This window comes from Chlorobium sp., from assembly GCF_036528655.1.
GTDB lineage: Bacteria > Bacteroidota > Chlorobiia > Chlorobiales > Chlorobiaceae > Chlorobium.
On sequence record NZ_JAIGND010000019.1, the window covers coordinates 27835 to 46436 of the forward strand.

Sequence of the window (18602 nt, forward strand, 5' to 3'; positions counted from 1 at the left end):
GGGATAGACCGGATGATTACCATAAAAAGCGAGCGTGAAATTGAACTGATGCGGGAATCGGGAAGGCTTACGGCCATGGTACTCGATATGCTTCAGGAAGAGATAAAGCCTGGTATGACGACCAGGAAGCTTGACGAATTGGCCGAAGCGTTTATCAGAGATCATCATGCAGTGCCGAGTTTTCTCAATTACGCACCAAAGGGAGATCCCGATGTGACGCCATATCCGGCCACGCTTTGCGTTTCTATCAACGAAGAGGTTGTACATGGAGTCCCGAGTCCGAAGCGGGTTATTCGCGAAGGGGATATCGTATCGGTAGACTGCGGTGTCTATAAAGGGGGATACCACGGAGATTCTGCCAGGACCTATGTGCTCGGCACTGTCGAAGAAAAGGTTCAGCAGCTTGTTGACGTTACGCGGGAATGTCTTGAACTTGGCATCGCACAGGCAATCGAGGGAAATCGTCTGCATGACATTTCCGCTGCCGTCGAGGAACATGCGCGTTCCTTCGGTTTCAGCGTGATCGAGAACATGGTGGGACACGGTATCGGCAGCGAACTGCATGAAGATCCTGCGGTACCCAATTACGGAAAACGCCATACCGGAGTGAAGCTCAGGGAAGGCATGGCGCTCGCAATCGAGCCTATGATAGCTCTCGGACGCTCTCGAAAAGCGGTCAGCAAACGGGGCGGCTGGGTGGCCGTTACTGAAGATGGAAAACCGTCCGCTCATTTTGAGCATACGGTTATCGTGAGGCCGGGGACAGCGGAAGTGCTTACCCGCTCATTATTTGAACATGGAGCGCCCTATGGGCGCTCGTAAAACTTCTGAATTCAAAGGAGCGTACTGTTGGCCAAAGAAGAAGCGATCGAGATTGAAGGCGTTATCGTTGATGCGCTGCCGAATGCGCAGTTCAAGGTGAAACTTGAAAACGGCCTTGAAGTGCTTGCACATGTTTCCGGAAAAATCAGGATGCATTATATCAGAATCCTGCCGGGCGACAAGGTCAAGGTGCAGATATCTCCATACGATATTTCCAAAGGGCGGATTACATACAGGTATAAATAAACGTTTAAAAACGATCAATCATGTGTTGATTGTAAAAACAATATTTTGTACATTACAAGCCTTTCAGATTTTTCTATAGACAGACGATTTAATTATTGTATGCGGGGTCAATTATGAAAATATATTCATCCATCAAGAAGCGTTGTGAGCATTGCCGTATCATAAAACGAAAAGGAAAGCGTTTTGTGATCTGCAAAGTGAATCCGAGTCATAAGCAGCGCCAGGGTTGATCTTCAGAAATAATCAATAGAACCAATAGAGCACATGAGGATAGCTGGGGTAAATTTGCCGCTGAACAAGCATGCGGTCATTGCTTTAACGCATGTTTACGGTATCGGAAGGACTTCCGCCAAGCACATTCTGCAGAGAGCAGGTATCGCTCCGGACAGGAAGATTTCCGAGCTGAACGATGAAGAAGCGCATGCGATAAGGGAGATTATTGCCGAAGATTACAAGGTTGAAGGTCAGGCTCGCGGCGAACAGCAGCTCGCGGTCAAGCGTCTGATGGATATCGGTTGCTATCGCGGTTTGCGACATCGCCGCTCGCTTCCTGTGCGTGGCCAGCGGACACAGACCAATGCGAGAACCAGAAAAGGTAAGCGCAAGACGGTTGCCGGCAAGAAGAAGGCAGTGAAGAAGTAGTAAGTTAGCAATACATCAACTTTGAGACTTTAGAGTGTACGCTCATGGCAACAGTTAGCAGGAAAAAGAAAAAAGTAAAGGTTACCCCTGAAGGTGCTGTCCATATCAAGGCATCGTTCAATAATATCATGGTGACCATTACCGATCTCCAGGGAAATACGGTGTCCTGGTCAAGTGCAGGAAAAAACGGATTCAGGGGATCTAAAAAGAATACCCCATATGCTTCTCAGGTGACATCCGAAGCGGCCGCAAAAGAGGCGTTTGATCTCGGCATGAGAAACGTCCAGGTTTTCATCAAAGGACCCGGAGCCGGAAGAGATGCCGCTATAAGGGCGCTTCAGGGGGCAGGTCTCGAGGTTCGTTCCATAAGGGATATCACTCCGCTGCCGCATAACGGCTGCAGGCCGCCGAAACGCAGAAGGGTCTGATTTTTTTTATTCATAGAATTTTCAATGAAGCAATTGATATGGCAAGATTTAGAGGCTCAATAACAAAAGTATCCCGCCGGTTAGGTATTGCGCTTTCGCCGAAAGCTGAAAAATATCTTGAAAGAAGACCTTTTGCCCCTGGACAGCATGGACAGTCGAGAAGAGGTAAGGTTTCCGAGTATGCGCTGCAGCTCAGGGAAAAGCAGAAGATGAAATATCTGTACGGTATTCTTGAAAAGCAGTTCAGGAACTACTACAAGAAGGCCGTATCGCAGAGAGGCGTTACCGGTGATAACCTTGTCAAGCTTCTTGAAAGACGATTCGATAATGTTGTCTATCGTGCAGGATTTGCGCCCTCAAGAGCGGCTTCCCGTCAGCTTGTATCGCATGGACATCTTCTGATAAACGGAAAGAAAGTCAACATTCCATCCTATCTTGTCGCTCCCGGCGATCTCATCGAGTTTCGCCAGAAGAGTCGCAACATGGGTGCCGTCGCCGATTCGCTCAGCAAGGCCCCGGAATCCCGTTTTCCTTCGTGGATACAGGTAGACAAGGCCAACCAGAAAGCCGTTTTTCTCAGTGTTCCCGAGCGCGAAGATATTCAGGAGCCGTTCAACGAGCAGCTTGTCGTTGAGTTGTACTCCAAGTGATTTTAACGAACCCCAAGGTATAAATGACTATGATATACCAGATGCAGATGCCTGCGAAAATAGAGGTTGATGAAGCTACGCATACGGAAAGTTACGCAAGGTTCATTGCGCAGCCACTGGAGAGGGGGTATGGTGTAACACTTGGTAACGTTATGCGTCGTGTGCTCCTCGCTTCTCTTCCCGGAACTGCGATTACCGGTCTGAAAATCGATAACGTCTTTCACGAGTTTTCTACCGTCGAAGGCGTCAGGGAAGATGTTCCCGAAATTGTGCTTAATCTGAAAAAAGTTCGGTTCCGTTCCAACTGCAAGAGAAACTGCAAGACGTCTCTGGTACTTGTCGGGCCGAGAGAGTTCACCGCCGGGGATATTGTTGCCCAGGAAGCCGAATTCGAAGTACTCAACAAAGATCTGCATATCGCCACGATCAACGAAGGTTCTACGCTGAAAATCGACCTGTTTATAGGCAGAGGACGCGGGTACCTTCCGGCAGAGGAAAATCGTCCCGACGGCATGCCGATAGGCTTCATTGCAATCGATGCGATTTTCACCCCGATCAGAAACGTGAAATTCACCGTCGAGAATACGCGCGTAGGGCAGCGTACCGACTACGAAAAAATGATTCTCGATGTGGAAACCGACGGATCCATCAGTCCCGATGATTCCATCAGCCTTGCCGGAAAGATCATCAACGAGCATGTGACCTTTTTTGCGAACTTTTCTCCCACCGAAGAAGAGTTCACCGAAGAGGAGTTCAAACAGCAGGACGACGAGTTCGAGAATATGCGAAAGCTCCTCAATACAAAAATTGAGGATCTCGATCTATCGGTACGATCGCATAACTGCCTCCGTCTTGCCGAGATTGATACAATCGGTGACCTCGTATCGAGGAAAGAGGACGAACTGCTCAACTACAAGAACTTCGGTAAAAAGTCTCTCACCGAACTTAAGGAGCAGCTCGAAAAATTCGATCTGAAGTTCGGTATGGACATCACAAAGTATCAGATGAAAGGGTAAACAATTAACTGGATTATTTTTGAATTTTTGAGATCAGGAATCAGTCATGCGTAAAGTCAAGCCGGCAAGAAAACTCGGAAGAACCGCGGCACATAGAAAAGCCACGCTGGACAATCTGTCCACCCAGCTGCTGCTCCACAAGCGTATCGAAACGACGGAGGCAAAGGCTAAGGAAACCAGAAAGGTCGTTGAAAAAATCATCACCAAAGCCCGTAAGGGAACCGTACATGCCCAGCGCGAGATTTTCAAAAGCATCCGCGACAAGGAAGCCGTCAAGATGCTGTTCGAAGAGATCGTTTCCCGCATAGGTGACCGTAACGGCGGTTACACCCGGATAGTAAAACTGGCACCACGTTTTGGCGATGCTGCGAAAATGGCGGTTATCGAATTGGTTGATTACTCGGAAGCGCCGACGAAACAGGTTCAGACAGGAAAGCAGGATCGTGCAAAACGAGTAAAGGGATCTAAGAAAGCAGAGGAAACGTCAGTGGCGGCTTCATCCGCAGAGTGATTTCCGGTTCCGAACCGGCATAAAGATCAGCGTTAGTCATTGTCAGGAAAGTAAAGGTTACTTCCGGGCAATGACTATCTCTTTTTCCGCAAAAAACGGGCTGAAACCGCTTATCGGAAAATGTTCGACCGACGTCGGAAAGCCATGATGTGCATGACTTGCCTCGAGCGCGGTTCTGATTTCTGCGTCGAGATCGCCTCCCTTCAGACAGATCAGCAGGCCCCCGGGTTTAAGAAGCCGTCCGGCATATCCGCAAAGCTGTTCGAGCTGTGCGACCTGTCTGCTGAGTACGGTCTCGAAAGAGAGCCCTTGAATCTCTTCAACTCTTGAATGCACTGCAACGGCATTGGTAATGCCGAGATCCTTCAGCATGGCCTGGCAGGCAGAAATTTTTTTGCCTGTCGAATCGACCAGCATAAAACGGGTGTCCGGATATGCTATTGCGAGCGGTATTCCTGGAAGTCCCCCACCGGTTCCGAGGTCCAGAACTTTTTCGCCTGCCTCAAAGGGATGGAATACGCCCATGAGCAGAGAATGAAATACATGTTTTATGATGACCGGCGCATCCTCTTTTCTGCTGATGAGATTTATTTTTCTGTTCCACTGTTCGAGAAGCGAAGCATAACAGGCAAGTCCCTCAAGCTGTAATGGAGATAACGAAAGGTTAGCATCCGAGCAGAGTTTCCCGAGGGCCTCGAAATCTTCTTTGTGGCGTTTCATCATGATGGTTTAACGATTACTGTGGTTACTGGAAAAAAAGATATTTTACCATGAATGGCAAATTACCGTCCCGGCTCATTTATCACTGATTGCTGCCGGGAGATATTGATGAGCGCAGTTCATGTCCATGCTCCGAAGATTGGCTGCATCTTGCCCGGGAAGAACGTCATGCGTTATGAATAGTACTGAGAATATGCATATATACGCCATCATTATGGCAGGTGGCCCTGTCAAGGCGCTATGGCCGGCAGCAAGAAAGAGCCGTCCGGTTCATTGCCTCGATTTTTTCCATCAGGGAGCCCTGATAACGCATATTATCGATTGTATTGAATCGACAGTTGCTTCAGACAGGGTTTTAGTGATCACGAGCAAGGAAGGCAGGGAGTGTCTCCTGAAGACAGGTACGTCAATCAGACCAGAGAATATCATTGCCGAGCCGGTTTCCCGCAATACCGCGATCTGTATTGCACTCGCTACGGCTTACATAAAAAAAAGCGATCCGGATGCTATCACCATCGTGCTGCCTTGCGACCATCACATAGGAGACCTTGCGAAATTCAGGGATGTTATACATGCAGGAATCGCCGTCGCTGCTGAAAAAAACGGTCTCGTAACGATCGGCGTCACTCCCGAGTATCCCGAGACGGATTATGGGTACATACAGGCCGATGAACGGCTTTCTGTGGGGCTTTCCGGAGATCCTGCAAACGGATTCAGCCTGTTCCGCGTGAAAACATTTGCCGAGAAACCCGATTATGCCACCGCTGTACAGTTTCTTGAGAGCAAGGATTTTTTCTGGAACAGCGGAATATTCATCTGGCATATTGGCGTTATCTGGCAGGAGTTCGAGCGATCGATGCCTGATCTTTTCAAGGACCTTCTGGTTATGTATGAGCATCTCGGAACGCCGGACGAAGGCGCCGTGATCGAAGATGTCTACAGCTGGGCACATCCGGTTTCTATCGACTACGGTATCATGGAAAAAGCCGATTCCGTTTTCATGATCGCTGCAGATTTCGGCTGGACGGATCTTGTCAACTGGGATGAAGTTGCCAAGGTGGCAGCCGGCATCGAGGGCGCGGAAGAGTCCTGTGAACTGGATGTCCTGAGGATGGAGAGTCCCGGAGTGTTTCTCAGAAAACCGCAGGGAAAAGCCGTCTGCATGATCGGAGTAAGCAATCTTATCGTCATCGATACAGGTGATGCGCTGCTGATATGCGGCAGGGGGGAGTCCTGCAAGGTTTCCGGAGCGCTCGACCAGTTCAGGCGCGAGAACAGGGAAGAATTACTGTAGGCCGCTTTTTCGGAAATCAGGATTCCGCTTTCAGCGACCAGCTTGCGCCCTCGCGGGTGTCTTTTACCTCTATGCCGGCCTCGAGCAGATTGTCCCTGATACGATCGCTCAGGGCGAAATCCCTGTTTCTGCGTGCTTCGGCCCTCATATCGAGGAGCAGTGAGACAACCTTTTCGAGCGCTTTTCCGCTTTTCGCATCCGTTACGGCGGTCGGTTTCCCGGCTGGCGCTATGACGCCGAGCACTGTCCCTGCAAAGGTATCAAGAAAAGCAACCGCATCGGATATCGCTTCCGACGAGAGCCCTTCGGGTTTATCGAGTGCGCTGTTGACGGTTTTCGAAAACTCGAAAAGAACCGAAACCGCAAGCGGAGTGTTGAAATCGTCATCCATTGCATCCCCGAACTTTGTACGGAATTCGGTAGTGTCTATGATGCCGCTGCCCGGCACGGTCTGAAGCAGGCGTTTTCGGGTATCACGCATTTTTTCCAGCCCCGAAGAGGACGCGTGTATTGCGGCCTCGGAGAAGTCAAGAGGGGAACGGTAATGCGACTGAAGGATGAAGAACCTGATGACCATAGGATCCGTGCTTCGGAAAAGATCCTTGAGATTGACAGAATTCTTCAGGGATTTTCCCATTTTAATCCCGCCAACGGTCACCATATTGTTATGCATCCAGTAGCGGACGTAAGGTTTTCCGGTTGCGGCTTCCGACTGCGCGATTTCACAGTCGTGATGAGGAAACTTGTTCTCCATACCACCGCCATGGATATCTACCGTATCGCCAAGATATTTCATCGACATGGCCGAACATTCCACATGCCAGCCCGGATACCCCATTCCCCATGGAGAGCGCCATTGCATGAGATGTCCCTCTTCGGCTTTCTTCCATAGCGCGAAATCGGATGGATGGCGTTTCTCGCTTCGGGTTTCCACCCTGGTGCCGGATTGCAGGGCCTCCTGATCGGTTCTGCCGGAGAGCTTTCCATAGTCCGGAAATGACCCTACCGAAAAATAGACGTTGCCGTTCACCTCATAGGCATGTCCTTTCTTCAGCAGCTCTTCGATCAGAGCGATCTGTTCCGGAATATGACCGGTAGCCGTCGGCGCGATATTGGGGCGTTCTACCCCGAGCCGGTCCATGTCGTCATAGAAACTGCGGGTATAGTATTGCGCGATCTCCATGGGATCGGTCTTTTCGAGCCGGGCCTGACGTGCTATTTTATCCTCTCCCTCGTCGGCATCGTCGGTAAGGTGTCCGACATCGGTGATGTTCTGCACATACCTTACCCTGAAACCGCTTTGACGAAGCCAGCGGGCCACCACATCGAACGAGACGTAGCTTTTGGCATGGCCGAGATGCGCATGTCCGTACACGGTTGGCCCGCAAACGTACATGCCGACAACGCCGGGGTGTACCGGCACGAACGGTTCTTTCTTTCGGGTGAGAGAATTGTAAATCTGTAATGCCATGGTGCGCGTCGTAAGAGGTCCCTGATGACTGAAAAACCTTACGGAAGTTAAACATTTGGGTTTTTAACGCAAGGTTTTTAGCTTCCTTTTTACCACAGCTTCCGTATATGGGCAAGACCATTCGGGATCGTCAGACGCCATGGCATGAACATCACTAACGCCGTTTTTTTTAAAAGTGTTTCCACTCCCTCCGGTCTTCCCGATGAAACGTTTCCCGAGATTGTCTTTGTCGGTCGTTCCAACGTAGGAAAATCCACGCTTCTCAATTCGCTGACCGGCGTCAAAGGGCTGGCCAAAACGAGTTCCACTCCCGGAAAAACCAGATTGATCAACTATTTCCGGATCAACGGGGAACTCTATTTCGTCGATCTTCCCGGGTATGGTTACGCGGCGGTCGGAAAGCAGGAGAAAGCCCGATGGGGAAATCTGCTGGAAGTGTACATCAGGTCGAGGCGTTCGATTGCGCTCGTGCTTCTCCTGATCGACTCCCGCCACCCGGGAATGTCTTCTGACAGAGAAATGGCGGATTTTCTCGAATTTCACGGCAGGCCGTACGGCGTCGTCATGACCAAGGACGACAAGCTGACTCAGAAAGAGCGTACCGCCGCACTGCGCGCCATGGAAAGTTTCTCGGCAAAAGCCAAATTTATTGTAAATTATTCATCTTTTTCCGGAAAGGGGAAAGCGCAGCTACTTGCCCATTTCGAACACTCTATCGGTTAAAACTCAAACGACGTGGAATCAAAAACATTCAGTAAGCCTTCACAGACTGCGACCGTCATTGTCGGAACACAGTTCGGCGACGAGGGAAAGGGAAAACTCGTTGACTACCTGTCCAACAAGTACGATATCGTTGTCCGTTATCAGGGCGGCGCCAATGCCGGCCATACCATCTGTTTCGATAATAAATCCGTTGTGCTGCATCTTATACCTTCAGGCATTTTTCAGAAGGGATGCGTCTGCGTTATCGGCAATGGCGTGGTCATCGATCCCGTTGCATTGCTCGAAGAGATCAGAAAGGTCGAAGAACTCGGATACGAGGTGAAGGGACGTCTTTTCATCAGCCACAACGCCCACCTCATCATGCCTTACCACAAAAGGCTCGATTCGCTTTCCGAGGATGCCCAGGGAGATCAGAAAATCGGGACCACCGGCCGCGGCATCGGTCCGAGCTATGAAGACAAGTTCGCCCGAAAAGGGATCCGCGTCGTCGATCTCCTGAGCCCTGAAGTGCTGCAGGAGAAGCTGCGCGACAATCTTGCGGCCAAGAACAAGCTGCTCAAGAACATCTACGATAAAGAGGCGTTCGATGTCGAAGCGATGGTCCGCGAGTATTCCGAATTCGACAAGATCATCGACCCCTTCGTAACCAATACGCAGCTTTATCTCAACCGCAAGCTCAAGGAAGGAAAAACCGTACTGCTCGAGGGGGCGCAAGGCTGCCTGCTTGACGTCGATCACGGCACCTACCCTTACGTGACCTCCTCGAACCCAACCTCCGGCGGAGCCTGTACCGGATCGGGCATCGCACCGAACTACGTAGGCAAGGTAATCGGTGTCGTGAAAGCATACATGACGAGGGTCGGCAACGGCGCGTTTCCTTCGGAGCTGTTCGATGAAACCGGCGAGAAACTCGGGCGTATCGGCCACGAGTTCGGCGCCACGACCGGACGAAAACGCCGCTGCGGATGGATTGACCTTGTCGCTCTTCGGTATTCCCTTACGCTGAACGGCGTGACGGAAATTGCGCTCACGAAGCTCGATGTGCTCGATACCTTTGAAGAAATAAAGGTATGTACCTCCTATATGCTCGACGGAAAGGAGATACACGACTATCCAACCGACCATCAGACGCTTTCGAGGGTAACCCCGGTCTACAAATCCATGCCGGGATGGATGTCGTCTAACGCGCATGCCAGAACGTTCGGAGAGATGCACGAAGCGGCCCGCAGCTATGTCGGGTATATCGAGGACGCGCTGGAGGTGCCGGTGACCTTCATTTCCGTCGGACCGGGCCGGGAAGAGACAGTTTTCCGCTGATAAAACGAGGAGAAACACAATATGGCTCTTCTCGATATTACCGTCATTCCACTCGACGGAAGAAGTTCCGGTTTCAGCTCTTTCGTGGCCGGACTTCAGGAACTCCTTGCCGAAAGCGGCTGCAGCTTCCGGCTGCACGATATGGGTACCACAGTCGAAGGGTCCGTCTCCGATCTTTTTCTCCTGGCGCATCGCCTGCACGAGCACGCCTTCAGCCTGGGAGCCGAAAGAGTCTACACGGTCATAAAAATCGACGACCGGCGCGACCGCCGGGTTCACCTTGGTGAAAAGATCGCTTCGGTCCAGGAGAAAATAGGGGGTGCCTGAGAGTACAGGATTAAAGAAAAATATTATATCTTCAGAATCTTAATGTATGACCGCAATGGACGCCGTTGATGCGTTCTTTCCCGCCAAAGGGAGCGCGGTCGTTAACGATTTCAGGAGGAAAAACTTCATGATGCAGGTTCCCGGCGAATTCCCGATTATCAAGGAAGACAACGTTACGCACAGTTTCTGCGGCCTTGCCTGTGTCGGCTGGATGTACCAGAAGATCAAGGACAGCTTTTTTCTGATTCTCGGCACCCATACCTGCGCACATTTTCTGCAGAACGCGCTCGGCATGATGATCTTTGCCAAGCCCCGTTTCGGCATAGCGCTGATCGAGGAGGGAGATCTTGCCAAACACGAGCCGGGTCTTGAGGATATTGTAGCTGAAATCAAGGCGGACCACCATCCATCGGTGATTTTTCTGCTTTCGTCCTGCACTCCGGAAGTGATGAAAGTCGATTTCAAGGGTCTCGCCCATCACCTCAGCACTCCGGACGTACCGGTGCTTTTCGTTCCCGCAAGCGGACTTGTCTATAACTTCACACAGGCCGAAGATTCGGTTCTCCATTCACTTGTTCCCTATTGCCCGGAAGCGCCCGCAGGAAAGAAAAGCGTTGTGTTTCTCGGTTCGGTCAACGACGCCACGGCCGACGATCTTCGCGCCGAAGCCGAAGAACTCGGTATTCCGGTCGCCGGATTCCTTCCCGAATCGCGTTTCGACCGCATGCCGGCCATCGGCCCCGATACCGTCCTCGCGCCAATTCAGCCCTATCTGTCGAGGGTTGCCGTCAAGCTTGCCCGCGAACGGGGCGCGCGCGTTTTGAACTCGCTCTTTCCATTCGGACCGGACGGCACAAGAGTGTTCTGGGAGGACCTCGCAAAAGAGTTCGGCATTGAGGTCGACCTCCGCGACCGCGAGAAGGCCGCATGGGAAAAGATCCGCCAGCAGACGGAACTCCTTCGGGGCAAAAAGGTATTTCTGACCGCCGATACCATGATGGAACTTCCGCTTGCGCGATTCCTCAAAAGCGCGGGAGCCGATGTCGTGGAATGCAGTAGCGCTTACATCAACAAGAAATTCCACTCCCGCGAACTCGAAGCGCTTGACGGCGTGCGGGTAGTCGAACAACCGAATTTTCATCGCCAGCTCGAGGATATCAAACGGGATCGGCCCGATCTGATCGTTACATCGCTCATGACGGCAAACCCCTTTGTCGGCAATGGTTTCATCGTCAAATGGAGCATGGAGTTCACCCTCATGTCCATCCACAGCTGGTCAGGGGTGTTCACGCTGGCCAACCTTTTTGTTTCGCCGTTCAACCGCCGCAGCAAACTGCCCGCATTCGACGAAACGGTATGGCTCGAAGGCGTCATGCCGAGCGCGGAATAAACCAATGAACGCAACAGCAACACTAACTGTCATCAGCGTATGCGCTTAGCTTTCTGGCTTTACGAGGGTACCGCTTTGCACGGTATCAGCCGGGTCACCAACAGTATGAAAGGGGTGCACACTGTTTACCATGCCCCTCAGGGAGACGACTATATCACCGCCACCTACACCATGCTCGAACGCACTCCGGATTTTCCGGGGCTTTCCATCAGCGTGGTACGCGGACGCGATCTCGCTCAGGGGGTATCGAGGCTTCCGGCGACCCTGCAGCAGGTGAACGAACACTACAGTCCGGAACTCACGGTTATCGCACCGAGCTGCAGCACCGCTCTGCTTCAGGAGGACCTTCGCCAGCTTGCCATGCATTCAGGCGTGCCCGAAGAGAAGCTGCTGGTCTATGCGCTCAATCCGTTCAGGGTATCCGAAAACGAAGCCGCCGACGGCCTCTTCACTGAACTGGTGAAACGGTATGCCGCAGAACAGGAAAAAACTGCCGAACCATCGGTCAACATCCTCGGTTTCACCTCTCTGGGTTTCCACCTGAGAGCCAATCTTACAAGCCTGCGTCGCATGCTTCAGACGCTCGGCATCAAGGTCAACGTCGTGGCTCCCTGGGGCGCCGGAACGGACGATCTCCGCAAGCTCCCGGCCGCCTGGCTCAATATCGCCCCGTATCGCGAAATCGGAGCCTCTGCTGCCGCATATCTTTGCGACCGGTTCGGCATGCCGGCCCTCTATGATGCACCGCTTGGCGTTGAACCCACACGACAGTGGCTTGAAGGCATCGTCAGGGAAATCAATATCGTCGCTGCCGCCAAAGGAGCCCCGCTGCTCAGGATGCCGGCACTCAGGGCATTTTCGCTTGACGGCCTGAGCGCGCCGAGCGGTGTGCCATGGTTTGCCCGTACCGCCGACATGGAAAGCTTCAGCGGCAAGAAAGCCTTTGTTTTCGGCGACGCAACCCACACCGTCGGAGTAGTGAAGTTCCTTCGCGACGAACTCGGCATGCAGATCATCGGCGCCGGAACCTACCTTGAGCGCCATGCTGCATGGGTAAAAGAACAGCTTCAGGGGTACCTGCCCGGAGAACTGATGGTAACCGACAAATTCCAGGAGATTTCGGCATTCATCGAAGAGGAGATTCCCGACCTCGTCTGCGGCACCCAGATGGAGCGGCACAGCTGCCGCAAGCTCGACGTGCCCTGCATGGTGATTTCGCCGCCGACCCATATCGAAAACCACCTGCTCGGCTACTACCCGTTTTTCGGGTTCGACGGAGCAGACGTTATGGCCGACAGGGTCTACATCTCATGCAAACTTGGCCTCGAAAAGCATCTCATAGACTTTTTCGGCGATGCCGGACTGGAATACGAAGAGGAATCCTCTTTCCAACCTGATGCGGCAGTTTCGTCGAACGGCCACGAGGCGAGCGGGCCTGAGAGCGCGACATCCGTCGCAACTCCGGCACAGGCAACCGATCCTGACGGCATGAGCTGGACCGATGAAGCTGAGAATATGCTCAAGAAGGTTCCGTTCTTCGTTCGCAAGAAAGTTCGCAAGAATACCGAAACCTTCGCCCGACAGCAGGGCGAGAGCTGTATTACCGCCGACGTATTCAGGCAGGCAAAAGAGTCGCTCGGCGGATAAGGATTTTATTCAACCACATTATCCTGTTCTCATTATGAGTTTAGTCTTAGCGGTGTACGGCAAGGGAGGTATCGGCAAGAGCACGACCAGCGCCAATATATCCGCAGCCCTGGCCCTCAAGGGAGCCAAGGTACTGCAGATCGGCTGCGACCCCAAGCACGACAGCACCTTTCCCATTACCGGCAAGCTCCAGAAAACCGTGATCGAAGCGCTCGAAGAGGTTGATTTCCATCACGAAGATCTCACTGCCGAAGATATCATCGAAACCGGTTATGCCGGCATCGACGGCCTCGAAGCCGGCGGTCCTCCCGCAGGAAGCGGCTGCGGTGGCTATGTTGTAGGCGAATCGGTCACCCTTCTCCAGGAGCTTGGCCTCTACGACAAATACGACGTCATCCTCTTCGACGTGCTCGGCGACGTGGTCTGCGGCGGATTCAGCGCGCCGCTGAACTATGCCGACTATGCCATCATCATCGCCACCAACGATTTCGACAGCATCTTTGCCGCCAACCGCCTCTGTATGGCCATTCAGCAGAAAAGCGTCCGCTACAAGGTCAAGCTTGCCGGCATCGTAGCCAACAGGGTAGACTACGCCAAAGGCGGAGGCACAAACATGCTCGACCAGTTCGCCGAAAAGGTCGGCACCAGGCTGCTCGCCAAAGTACCCTATCACGAACTGATCCGCAGAAGCAGATTCGCCGGAAAAACCCTCTTCGCCATGGACGACAGCGAAGAAGGCAAGGAAGAGTGCCTGCAGCCATACCTTCAGATTGCCGAAGACATTCTCTCCGAAAACCCGAAATCCTCGGTGCCTGTACCAATCGGCGACCGCGAGATATTCGAAATCGTCGGCGGCTGGCAGTAAGGATTCAGCATTTTTTAACAGAAGCGGGCAAATGCCCGCTTTTGTGCGTTATGGGCGCTGGTGAATGGGACATATGGGACGGATAGGACGAATGAGACAAGAGAAAAAGAACAAAATACTTGCATAGTTCGCAAACACTGTCTTTATTCTTTCATAAGTCCCATAAGTCCCATAAGTCCCATAAGTCCCATAAGTCCCATAAGTCCCATAAGTTCCATAAGTCCGAGACTTTATGCCCATGAACCAGATTATTCTGCCTCACGGGGGTTACCGGGAATTGCTCTCGTACCGGAAATCCGAGATTGTCTATGACCTGACGTGTCGGTTCTGCCAGCGGTTTATCAGCAGGGGAGACCGTACTGTCGATCAGATGGTACAGGCTGCGCGATCAGGCAAGCAGAACATCGCCGAGGGCAGTCAGGCTGCCGGGACATCGAAAGAGACTGAAATCAAACTGACCAGCGTAGCCAGGGCGAGCCTTGAAGAGCTTCTTCAGGACTACTATGACTATCTGCGAGTGCATGGATTTTCGGTTTGGGAAAAACAGTCGCCTGAAGCGCTTTATGTGAGAAAAATTGCAAGCGGTCCAAAAGTGACTTATGAGGCATTTCGGGAATTCGTTGAAACCCGTTCTGCAGAAGTGATTGCAAATATTGCCATCTGCCTCATTCATCAGACCAACTACCTTCTTGATCGGCAAATACAAAAGCTTGAAAAGGATTTTCTCAAAGAAGGAGGAATCCGGGAGCGGATGACCCAGGCCCGTCTGCAGGCAAGAAGTCGGGGGAGATAGATCGAGTAATGGGACGTACGGGACGGATTGGATATATGGGACGAATGAGACAAGAGAAAAAGAATAAAACACTTGCGAGTTTCGCAAACACTGTCTTTATTCTTTCATAAGTCCCATAAGTCCCATAAGTCCCATAAGTCCCGTCTGGTTCAGGAAATCAATTCCTCTTCATCTTCCGTTATGCTTTCTTTCGCCGCAAGTAATCCCCCAAGCTCGTAACCGGCAAGGAAGGCCTGCATGTCGAGCTGCTTCAGGGCTTCGCTCCATACGGCTTCCGATGCTGCGTCAGCGGGTTCGGGCTCCGGGGCAATCATCGCTTCCGTTCTTGCAATGCGCCCAAGCCATGCCGTCAAGGCGGTGAACCCTTCGATGCGGAACCATCTCTTCTGGTATCGGTACTCTATCTGCAGCAGACGTTCGACCGAGCCTCTGCAGGTATCGTACAGCTTCTTCATGCTTTCCAGCACTATTATTTCAGGCACCTCTTCTTCGGCGGCTTCCGGAGTCGAAAGCAGACAGGCGAGCAGGTCAGCAACCGTTCCTCCGGCAATGCCTCTTATGCCGGCCTGGTTGTAATAGGCGTTCAGGCTGTCGTGCATCAGCCAGTCGTCGATGATATTCGTGCGCAGAAGCCGGTTCCCTTCGAGCAGGTGCTGCAGGGCATCGAATACGATCCAGTGCATGAAGAGCGTCCGATCTGCATCTTCTGCAGCGCTTTTTTCCTGATCGTCACGCCGCTGCATCAGTGTTTCGGCTGCCCTGCACAGCGCAAGTGCCCGGACATCGATATCTTCAGGCAGGGCGATCTCCTGATCGACAAGATCTCCGTAAATGACGGCGACCTTTTCGGTCAGGGCGAGCAGCTGTTTTCCGAATGCTTCCAGCCCGGCTTCGTCAGCCGCCTGTTCTTCCGGCACGGGCAGTTCCTCAGAGTCGAGGAATTCGGTGATGAGACGGTGCAGGCCAGAGAGGCTCATCTGGAGCACGGCATGTTCTATCGAGCCGATTCCCCGTCCGTCAAGTTCCCGACAGAGCATATCATAGGGGCGAAGCTTCGATGGCCTGACCTCCCGGAAGTCGAGAAGGAGATTGTAGCGGTAGCCGTCGAGCGACAAAAACAGCCCTTCAGAAGCAAGCTGCGATGCCGGACGGATGAATTCGAGTCCGCAGGCATGATCCCTGAAAATAACGAACACAGAACCATCCGCGCTCAGTTCGAGGCCTTCGACAAGAGAGGATTGCCGGATCGCATCGCCGAACTTGTATCCGGAGGATGTCCTGATCCAGCCCGAAGCCTGGTTGATGGTATTGTTGAAGATGAAAAGCGCCTTGTCGTTGCCAAGCCGGTTCGAATAGGCAAAGATGTTTTCGTTGACCGTCCCTTCAGGACTGTAGACATCGTAGAGAAAGAAATTGCACACCTCGGCGAAGAGCGGGCGTTTCTTCATGACCGGAAAGATCTCCCGGTAGTGTCTCGCCACCAGATGGTCGTCGGGTTGCTCGTCGTAATATGCCTTGGCGTACTCCATTCCGTATTTCTCGTGGAACCCTTCGATCTGGCCATGGCCGAACATCGGCAGACCCGGAAGGGTGATCATCATCATGCAGATACCGAAATACTTGTCTCCGTTGCCGAACTGCGAGATTGCGGTATCCTCGTCAGGATTGTTCATGAAGTTGACGTAGCGCTTCAGGATTTCGGCATCGAACTCGAGCGTATTCTTGATCAGATAGCGGTAGCCGGCGTTATCCTCTTTTTTGAGCATGTGCATGAATGCGCTGTTGTAAACGCGGTGCATGCCGAGCGTGCGAACGAAATAACCTTCGAGCATCCAGAACGCTTCGGCAAGCAGCAGGGTATCGGGCACTTCGGTCTGAACCCGGTCCACCACCTCCCGCCAGAACTCCACCGGTATGGCCGCGTCGAAATCGGCCATGCTCATGCTGTGCGCGGTTCTCGACGGTACTGCGGCTTCATGGCCGGACAGAGGGAACCAGAGGCGCTGGATGTGCCGTTTTGCAAGCACCATTGCGGCATCGAAGCGAATGACGGGGAACATGCGCGCGACATGCAGGATCTGCTGGATCACTCCTTCGCGCACCTCGGCGCTCAGAAAGTTCAGCTGGGCTGTGTCGTTCCACGGCATGTTTGTGCCGTCGTTGCCATGATAAATGTATCGGGTATCGCCATTCGAGTGATCGACGCGCTTGAAGGTGACCGCTGCATCCGAACGGTTCCAGTAACCGTCCTCGATATAGATGCCGTACCGGTGATCGCTCGACAGGTTCGGGCCGTTATAGGTATAGTTCGGATAGGGCGGCCACGGAGAAGAAAGAAACCAGTCGGGCCGGTTTTTCACGAGATCGGAATCGATGCCCGTATGGTTAGGTACCATGTCGCTTGCAAGACGGACGCCCCGCTGCATGGCCCGGTGACGGAGGTTCAGGTAACCCTCATAGCCGCCGAGGTCGTCGGCGATATCATACCGGTCGAGCGCGTAGGCCGAAGCCTTCGCTTCGGGGTTGCCCTGAATCTGCTTGATTTTCTGCGACGCGGGACTGCGCTGCCAGAGACCGATAAGCCAGAGCGAGGTAAACCCCCTGCCTGCCAGCATATCGAGTTCTTCGTCCGGAATATCCTGCAGGCGGGCGATGTGGCGCCCATACTTCCTGCTCAGCTGATCGAGCCAGACGTAGGTGCTTTTAGCGATCATAACCACCTCGGGCATCCACGAAGAGTCGGGAGAATAGTTTGCCGGAGCATTGTCGAGCGAGCTGAAATCGGGCGCCTGAGCACCCTTTTCGAACCAGCCGCCATCTTTCCGGTTCTCGGGCGAGGCTGCGAGGTTTTCAAAAAAGAGGTAGCGATCCTCATCCTGTATATAGGCGATCGCTTCGGCAAGAAGCGGCCAGAACGGCGACCCTTCGAGCAGATCCGCCCAGTTCAGCCTGATATAGCGCAGCTGGTCGAGGATGGAGTTCGGCGCATGCCGGATAGGCATGGTTATCAGTTCCGCCAGATCCGTATTGCCAGGTCCGGCAGGCCCCATTGCTTTCATCGCCCCGAGCATAACCTGGATGAGTTTCGCGTAGGCGTTTTCTTCGCGCAGCTTCTTGTCGGAGATGTACGCTGAAAGTCGATCGAGCGCGGGATTCTGGTTGTTCAGCCAGACCAGCAGGGACTCTTCGAGCACCTCCTCGCGGTTAGCCTTTTCCTGCAGAAAGACATCTGTCTTTTCAGTTCCGCTGAAAATACCAGCTGTCGGAAACGATTCAAGGAAGCGGTTGAGATACCGTGCAGTGTCCCGCTCCGGAAGCGACTCTTCGAAAGTCCTCCGTACATCGGCAAGAAGTGCCGGATTGCGTCGCGCGGCAGTTTTTGAAAGCACATAATGCAGCACTTCGTGCAGCAGTTTCATGCCGTGCAGTTGGGCGGGAAGAATGCCCTCGCCGGAAGCGATATGGCTGTTGAGTATTTTTGACTGTTCTTCGGCTTTTTTCTGGCTTTCCTGCATATCAGCAGAAAGACGTAGAAATTCCGGATCATGCTGCTGAAACAGCATTCTTGCCGTCCGGTTAAGATAAAAATGCTCTTTATTGCCGGTAGCGATTGTTGTTGCGATCATGGTGGCTGAATAAATGGAATACTTGGCCTTCCCTTTAGCCGGGAATGGCCGTGCTTATGACAAGGTACGGAAAATCCCGATAAAACACCCCTGCGGGGTATTTCGGTTTCCTGC

19 protein-coding genes are annotated in these 18602 nt (G+C 52.7%); 16 read left to right on the plus strand and 3 right to left on the minus strand.

Translation table 11 applies throughout. The features are described 5' to 3' along the window. Positions 1-12: 12 nt before the first annotated feature. The 8 genes from map to rplQ all read left to right on the plus strand — a co-directional run bounded on the left by map (position 13) and on the right by rplQ (position 4315). Positions 13-822: a type I methionyl aminopeptidase gene (gene map / locus K4305_RS05615; RefSeq protein WP_331561417.1), complete on the plus strand. Its 810-nt coding sequence runs from the start codon at positions 13-15 to the stop codon at positions 820-822. 27 nt (positions 823-849) lie between these two features. Further along, positions 850-1068: a translation initiation factor IF-1 gene (gene infA / locus K4305_RS05620; protein ID WP_292001689.1), complete on the plus strand. Its 219-nt coding sequence runs from the start codon at positions 850-852 to the stop codon at positions 1066-1068. A 113-nt stretch (positions 1069-1181) separates the two neighbouring features. Then, positions 1182-1298, plus strand: a complete 117-nt coding sequence (gene rpmJ / locus K4305_RS05625; protein ID WP_010933819.1) for a 50S ribosomal protein L36 — start codon at positions 1182-1184, stop codon at positions 1296-1298. A gap of 34 nt (positions 1299-1332) precedes the next feature. Beyond that, positions 1333-1710 carry a 30S ribosomal protein S13 gene (gene rpsM, locus K4305_RS05630; RefSeq protein ID WP_331561418.1) on the plus strand — a complete coding sequence of 126 codons (378 nt, stop codon included), beginning with the start codon at positions 1333-1335 and terminating at the stop codon, positions 1708-1710. Positions 1711-1754: 44 nt separating this feature from the next. Then, entirely contained in the window at positions 1755-2138 is a 384-nt protein-coding gene (gene rpsK, locus K4305_RS05635) for a 30S ribosomal protein S11 (protein ID WP_331561419.1), read from the plus strand. 38 nt (positions 2139-2176) lie between these two features. After that, positions 2177-2788 carry a 30S ribosomal protein S4 gene (rpsD, locus tag K4305_RS05640; RefSeq protein WP_331561420.1) on the plus strand — a complete coding sequence of 204 codons (612 nt, stop codon included), beginning with the start codon at positions 2177-2179 and terminating at the stop codon, positions 2786-2788. A gap of 29 nt (positions 2789-2817) precedes the next feature. Then, positions 2818-3804 carry a DNA-directed RNA polymerase subunit alpha gene (locus K4305_RS05645; RefSeq protein WP_331561461.1) on the plus strand — a complete coding sequence of 329 codons (987 nt, stop codon included), beginning with the start codon at positions 2818-2820 and terminating at the stop codon, positions 3802-3804. Between the two features lie 46 nt (positions 3805-3850). After that, positions 3851-4315, plus strand: a complete 465-nt coding sequence (gene rplQ, locus K4305_RS05650; RefSeq protein WP_331561421.1) for a 50S ribosomal protein L17 — start codon at positions 3851-3853, stop codon at positions 4313-4315. Between the two features lie 57 nt (positions 4316-4372). Here rplQ and rsmG read toward each other — a convergent pair whose 3' ends face one another. Further along, positions 4373-5035, minus strand: a complete 663-nt coding sequence (gene rsmG, locus K4305_RS05655; protein ID WP_331561462.1) for a 16S rRNA (guanine(527)-N(7))-methyltransferase RsmG — start codon at positions 5033-5035, stop codon at positions 4373-4375. A 175-nt stretch (positions 5036-5210) separates the two neighbouring features. On the opposite strand from rsmG, the gene K4305_RS05660 reads away from it, so the two are divergent. Beyond that, a complete protein-coding gene (locus K4305_RS05660; RefSeq protein ID WP_331561422.1) occupies positions 5211-6329 on the plus strand; it encodes a mannose-1-phosphate guanylyltransferase in 1119 nt (372 codons plus the stop codon). 16 nt (positions 6330-6345) lie between these two features. On the opposite strand, the gene cysS is transcribed toward K4305_RS05660, so the two are convergent. Next, positions 6346-7800, minus strand: a complete 1455-nt coding sequence (cysS, locus tag K4305_RS05665) for a cysteine--tRNA ligase (protein WP_331561423.1) — start codon at positions 7798-7800, stop codon at positions 6346-6348. Positions 7801-7944: 144 nt separating this feature from the next. Here cysS and yihA point away from each other — a divergent pair, with 144 nt between their 5' ends. The 7 genes from yihA (at position 7945) to K4305_RS05700 (ending at position 14862) form a co-directional block, all read left to right on the plus strand. After that, positions 7945-8523, plus strand: a complete 579-nt coding sequence (gene yihA, locus K4305_RS05670; protein WP_331561424.1) for a ribosome biogenesis GTP-binding protein YihA/YsxC — start codon at positions 7945-7947, stop codon at positions 8521-8523. Positions 8524-8535: 12 nt separating this feature from the next. Continuing rightward, the gene (locus K4305_RS05675) at positions 8536-9840 is read left to right on the plus strand and encodes an adenylosuccinate synthase (protein ID WP_331561425.1); all 1305 of its coding nucleotides are present in this window, start codon (positions 8536-8538) and stop codon (positions 9838-9840) included. A gap of 21 nt (positions 9841-9861) precedes the next feature. Then, on the plus strand, positions 9862-10167 hold the full coding sequence (locus K4305_RS05680; protein ID WP_331561426.1) for an MTH1187 family thiamine-binding protein: 306 nt from the start codon (positions 9862-9864) through the stop codon (positions 10165-10167). A gap of 127 nt (positions 10168-10294) precedes the next feature. After that, positions 10295-11557 (plus strand): ferredoxin:protochlorophyllide reductase (ATP-dependent) subunit N, encoded by a 1263-nt coding sequence (gene bchN / locus K4305_RS05685; RefSeq protein WP_331561463.1) that lies wholly within the window; start codon positions 10295-10297, stop codon positions 11555-11557. A 39-nt stretch (positions 11558-11596) separates the two neighbouring features. Beyond that, positions 11597-13204 carry a ferredoxin:protochlorophyllide reductase (ATP-dependent) subunit B gene (locus K4305_RS05690; protein WP_331561427.1) on the plus strand — a complete coding sequence of 536 codons (1608 nt, stop codon included), beginning with the start codon at positions 11597-11599 and terminating at the stop codon, positions 13202-13204. Between the two features lie 34 nt (positions 13205-13238). Next, complete coding sequence (gene bchL, locus K4305_RS05695; protein WP_331561428.1) at positions 13239-14069, plus strand: ferredoxin:protochlorophyllide reductase (ATP-dependent) iron-sulfur ATP-binding protein; 831 nt, start codon at positions 13239-13241, stop codon at positions 14067-14069. A 238-nt stretch (positions 14070-14307) separates the two neighbouring features. After that, a complete protein-coding gene (locus K4305_RS05700; RefSeq protein ID WP_331561429.1) occupies positions 14308-14862 on the plus strand; it encodes a four helix bundle suffix domain-containing protein in 555 nt (184 codons plus the stop codon). 149 nt (positions 14863-15011) lie between these two features. Here the strand turns inward: K4305_RS05700 and K4305_RS05705 are convergent, their stop codons facing one another. Next, positions 15012-18488 carry an alpha-amylase family glycosyl hydrolase gene (locus K4305_RS05705; protein WP_331561430.1) on the minus strand — a complete coding sequence of 1159 codons (3477 nt, stop codon included), beginning with the start codon at positions 18486-18488 and terminating at the stop codon, positions 15012-15014. Between the last annotated feature and the right edge of the window lie 114 nt (positions 18489-18602).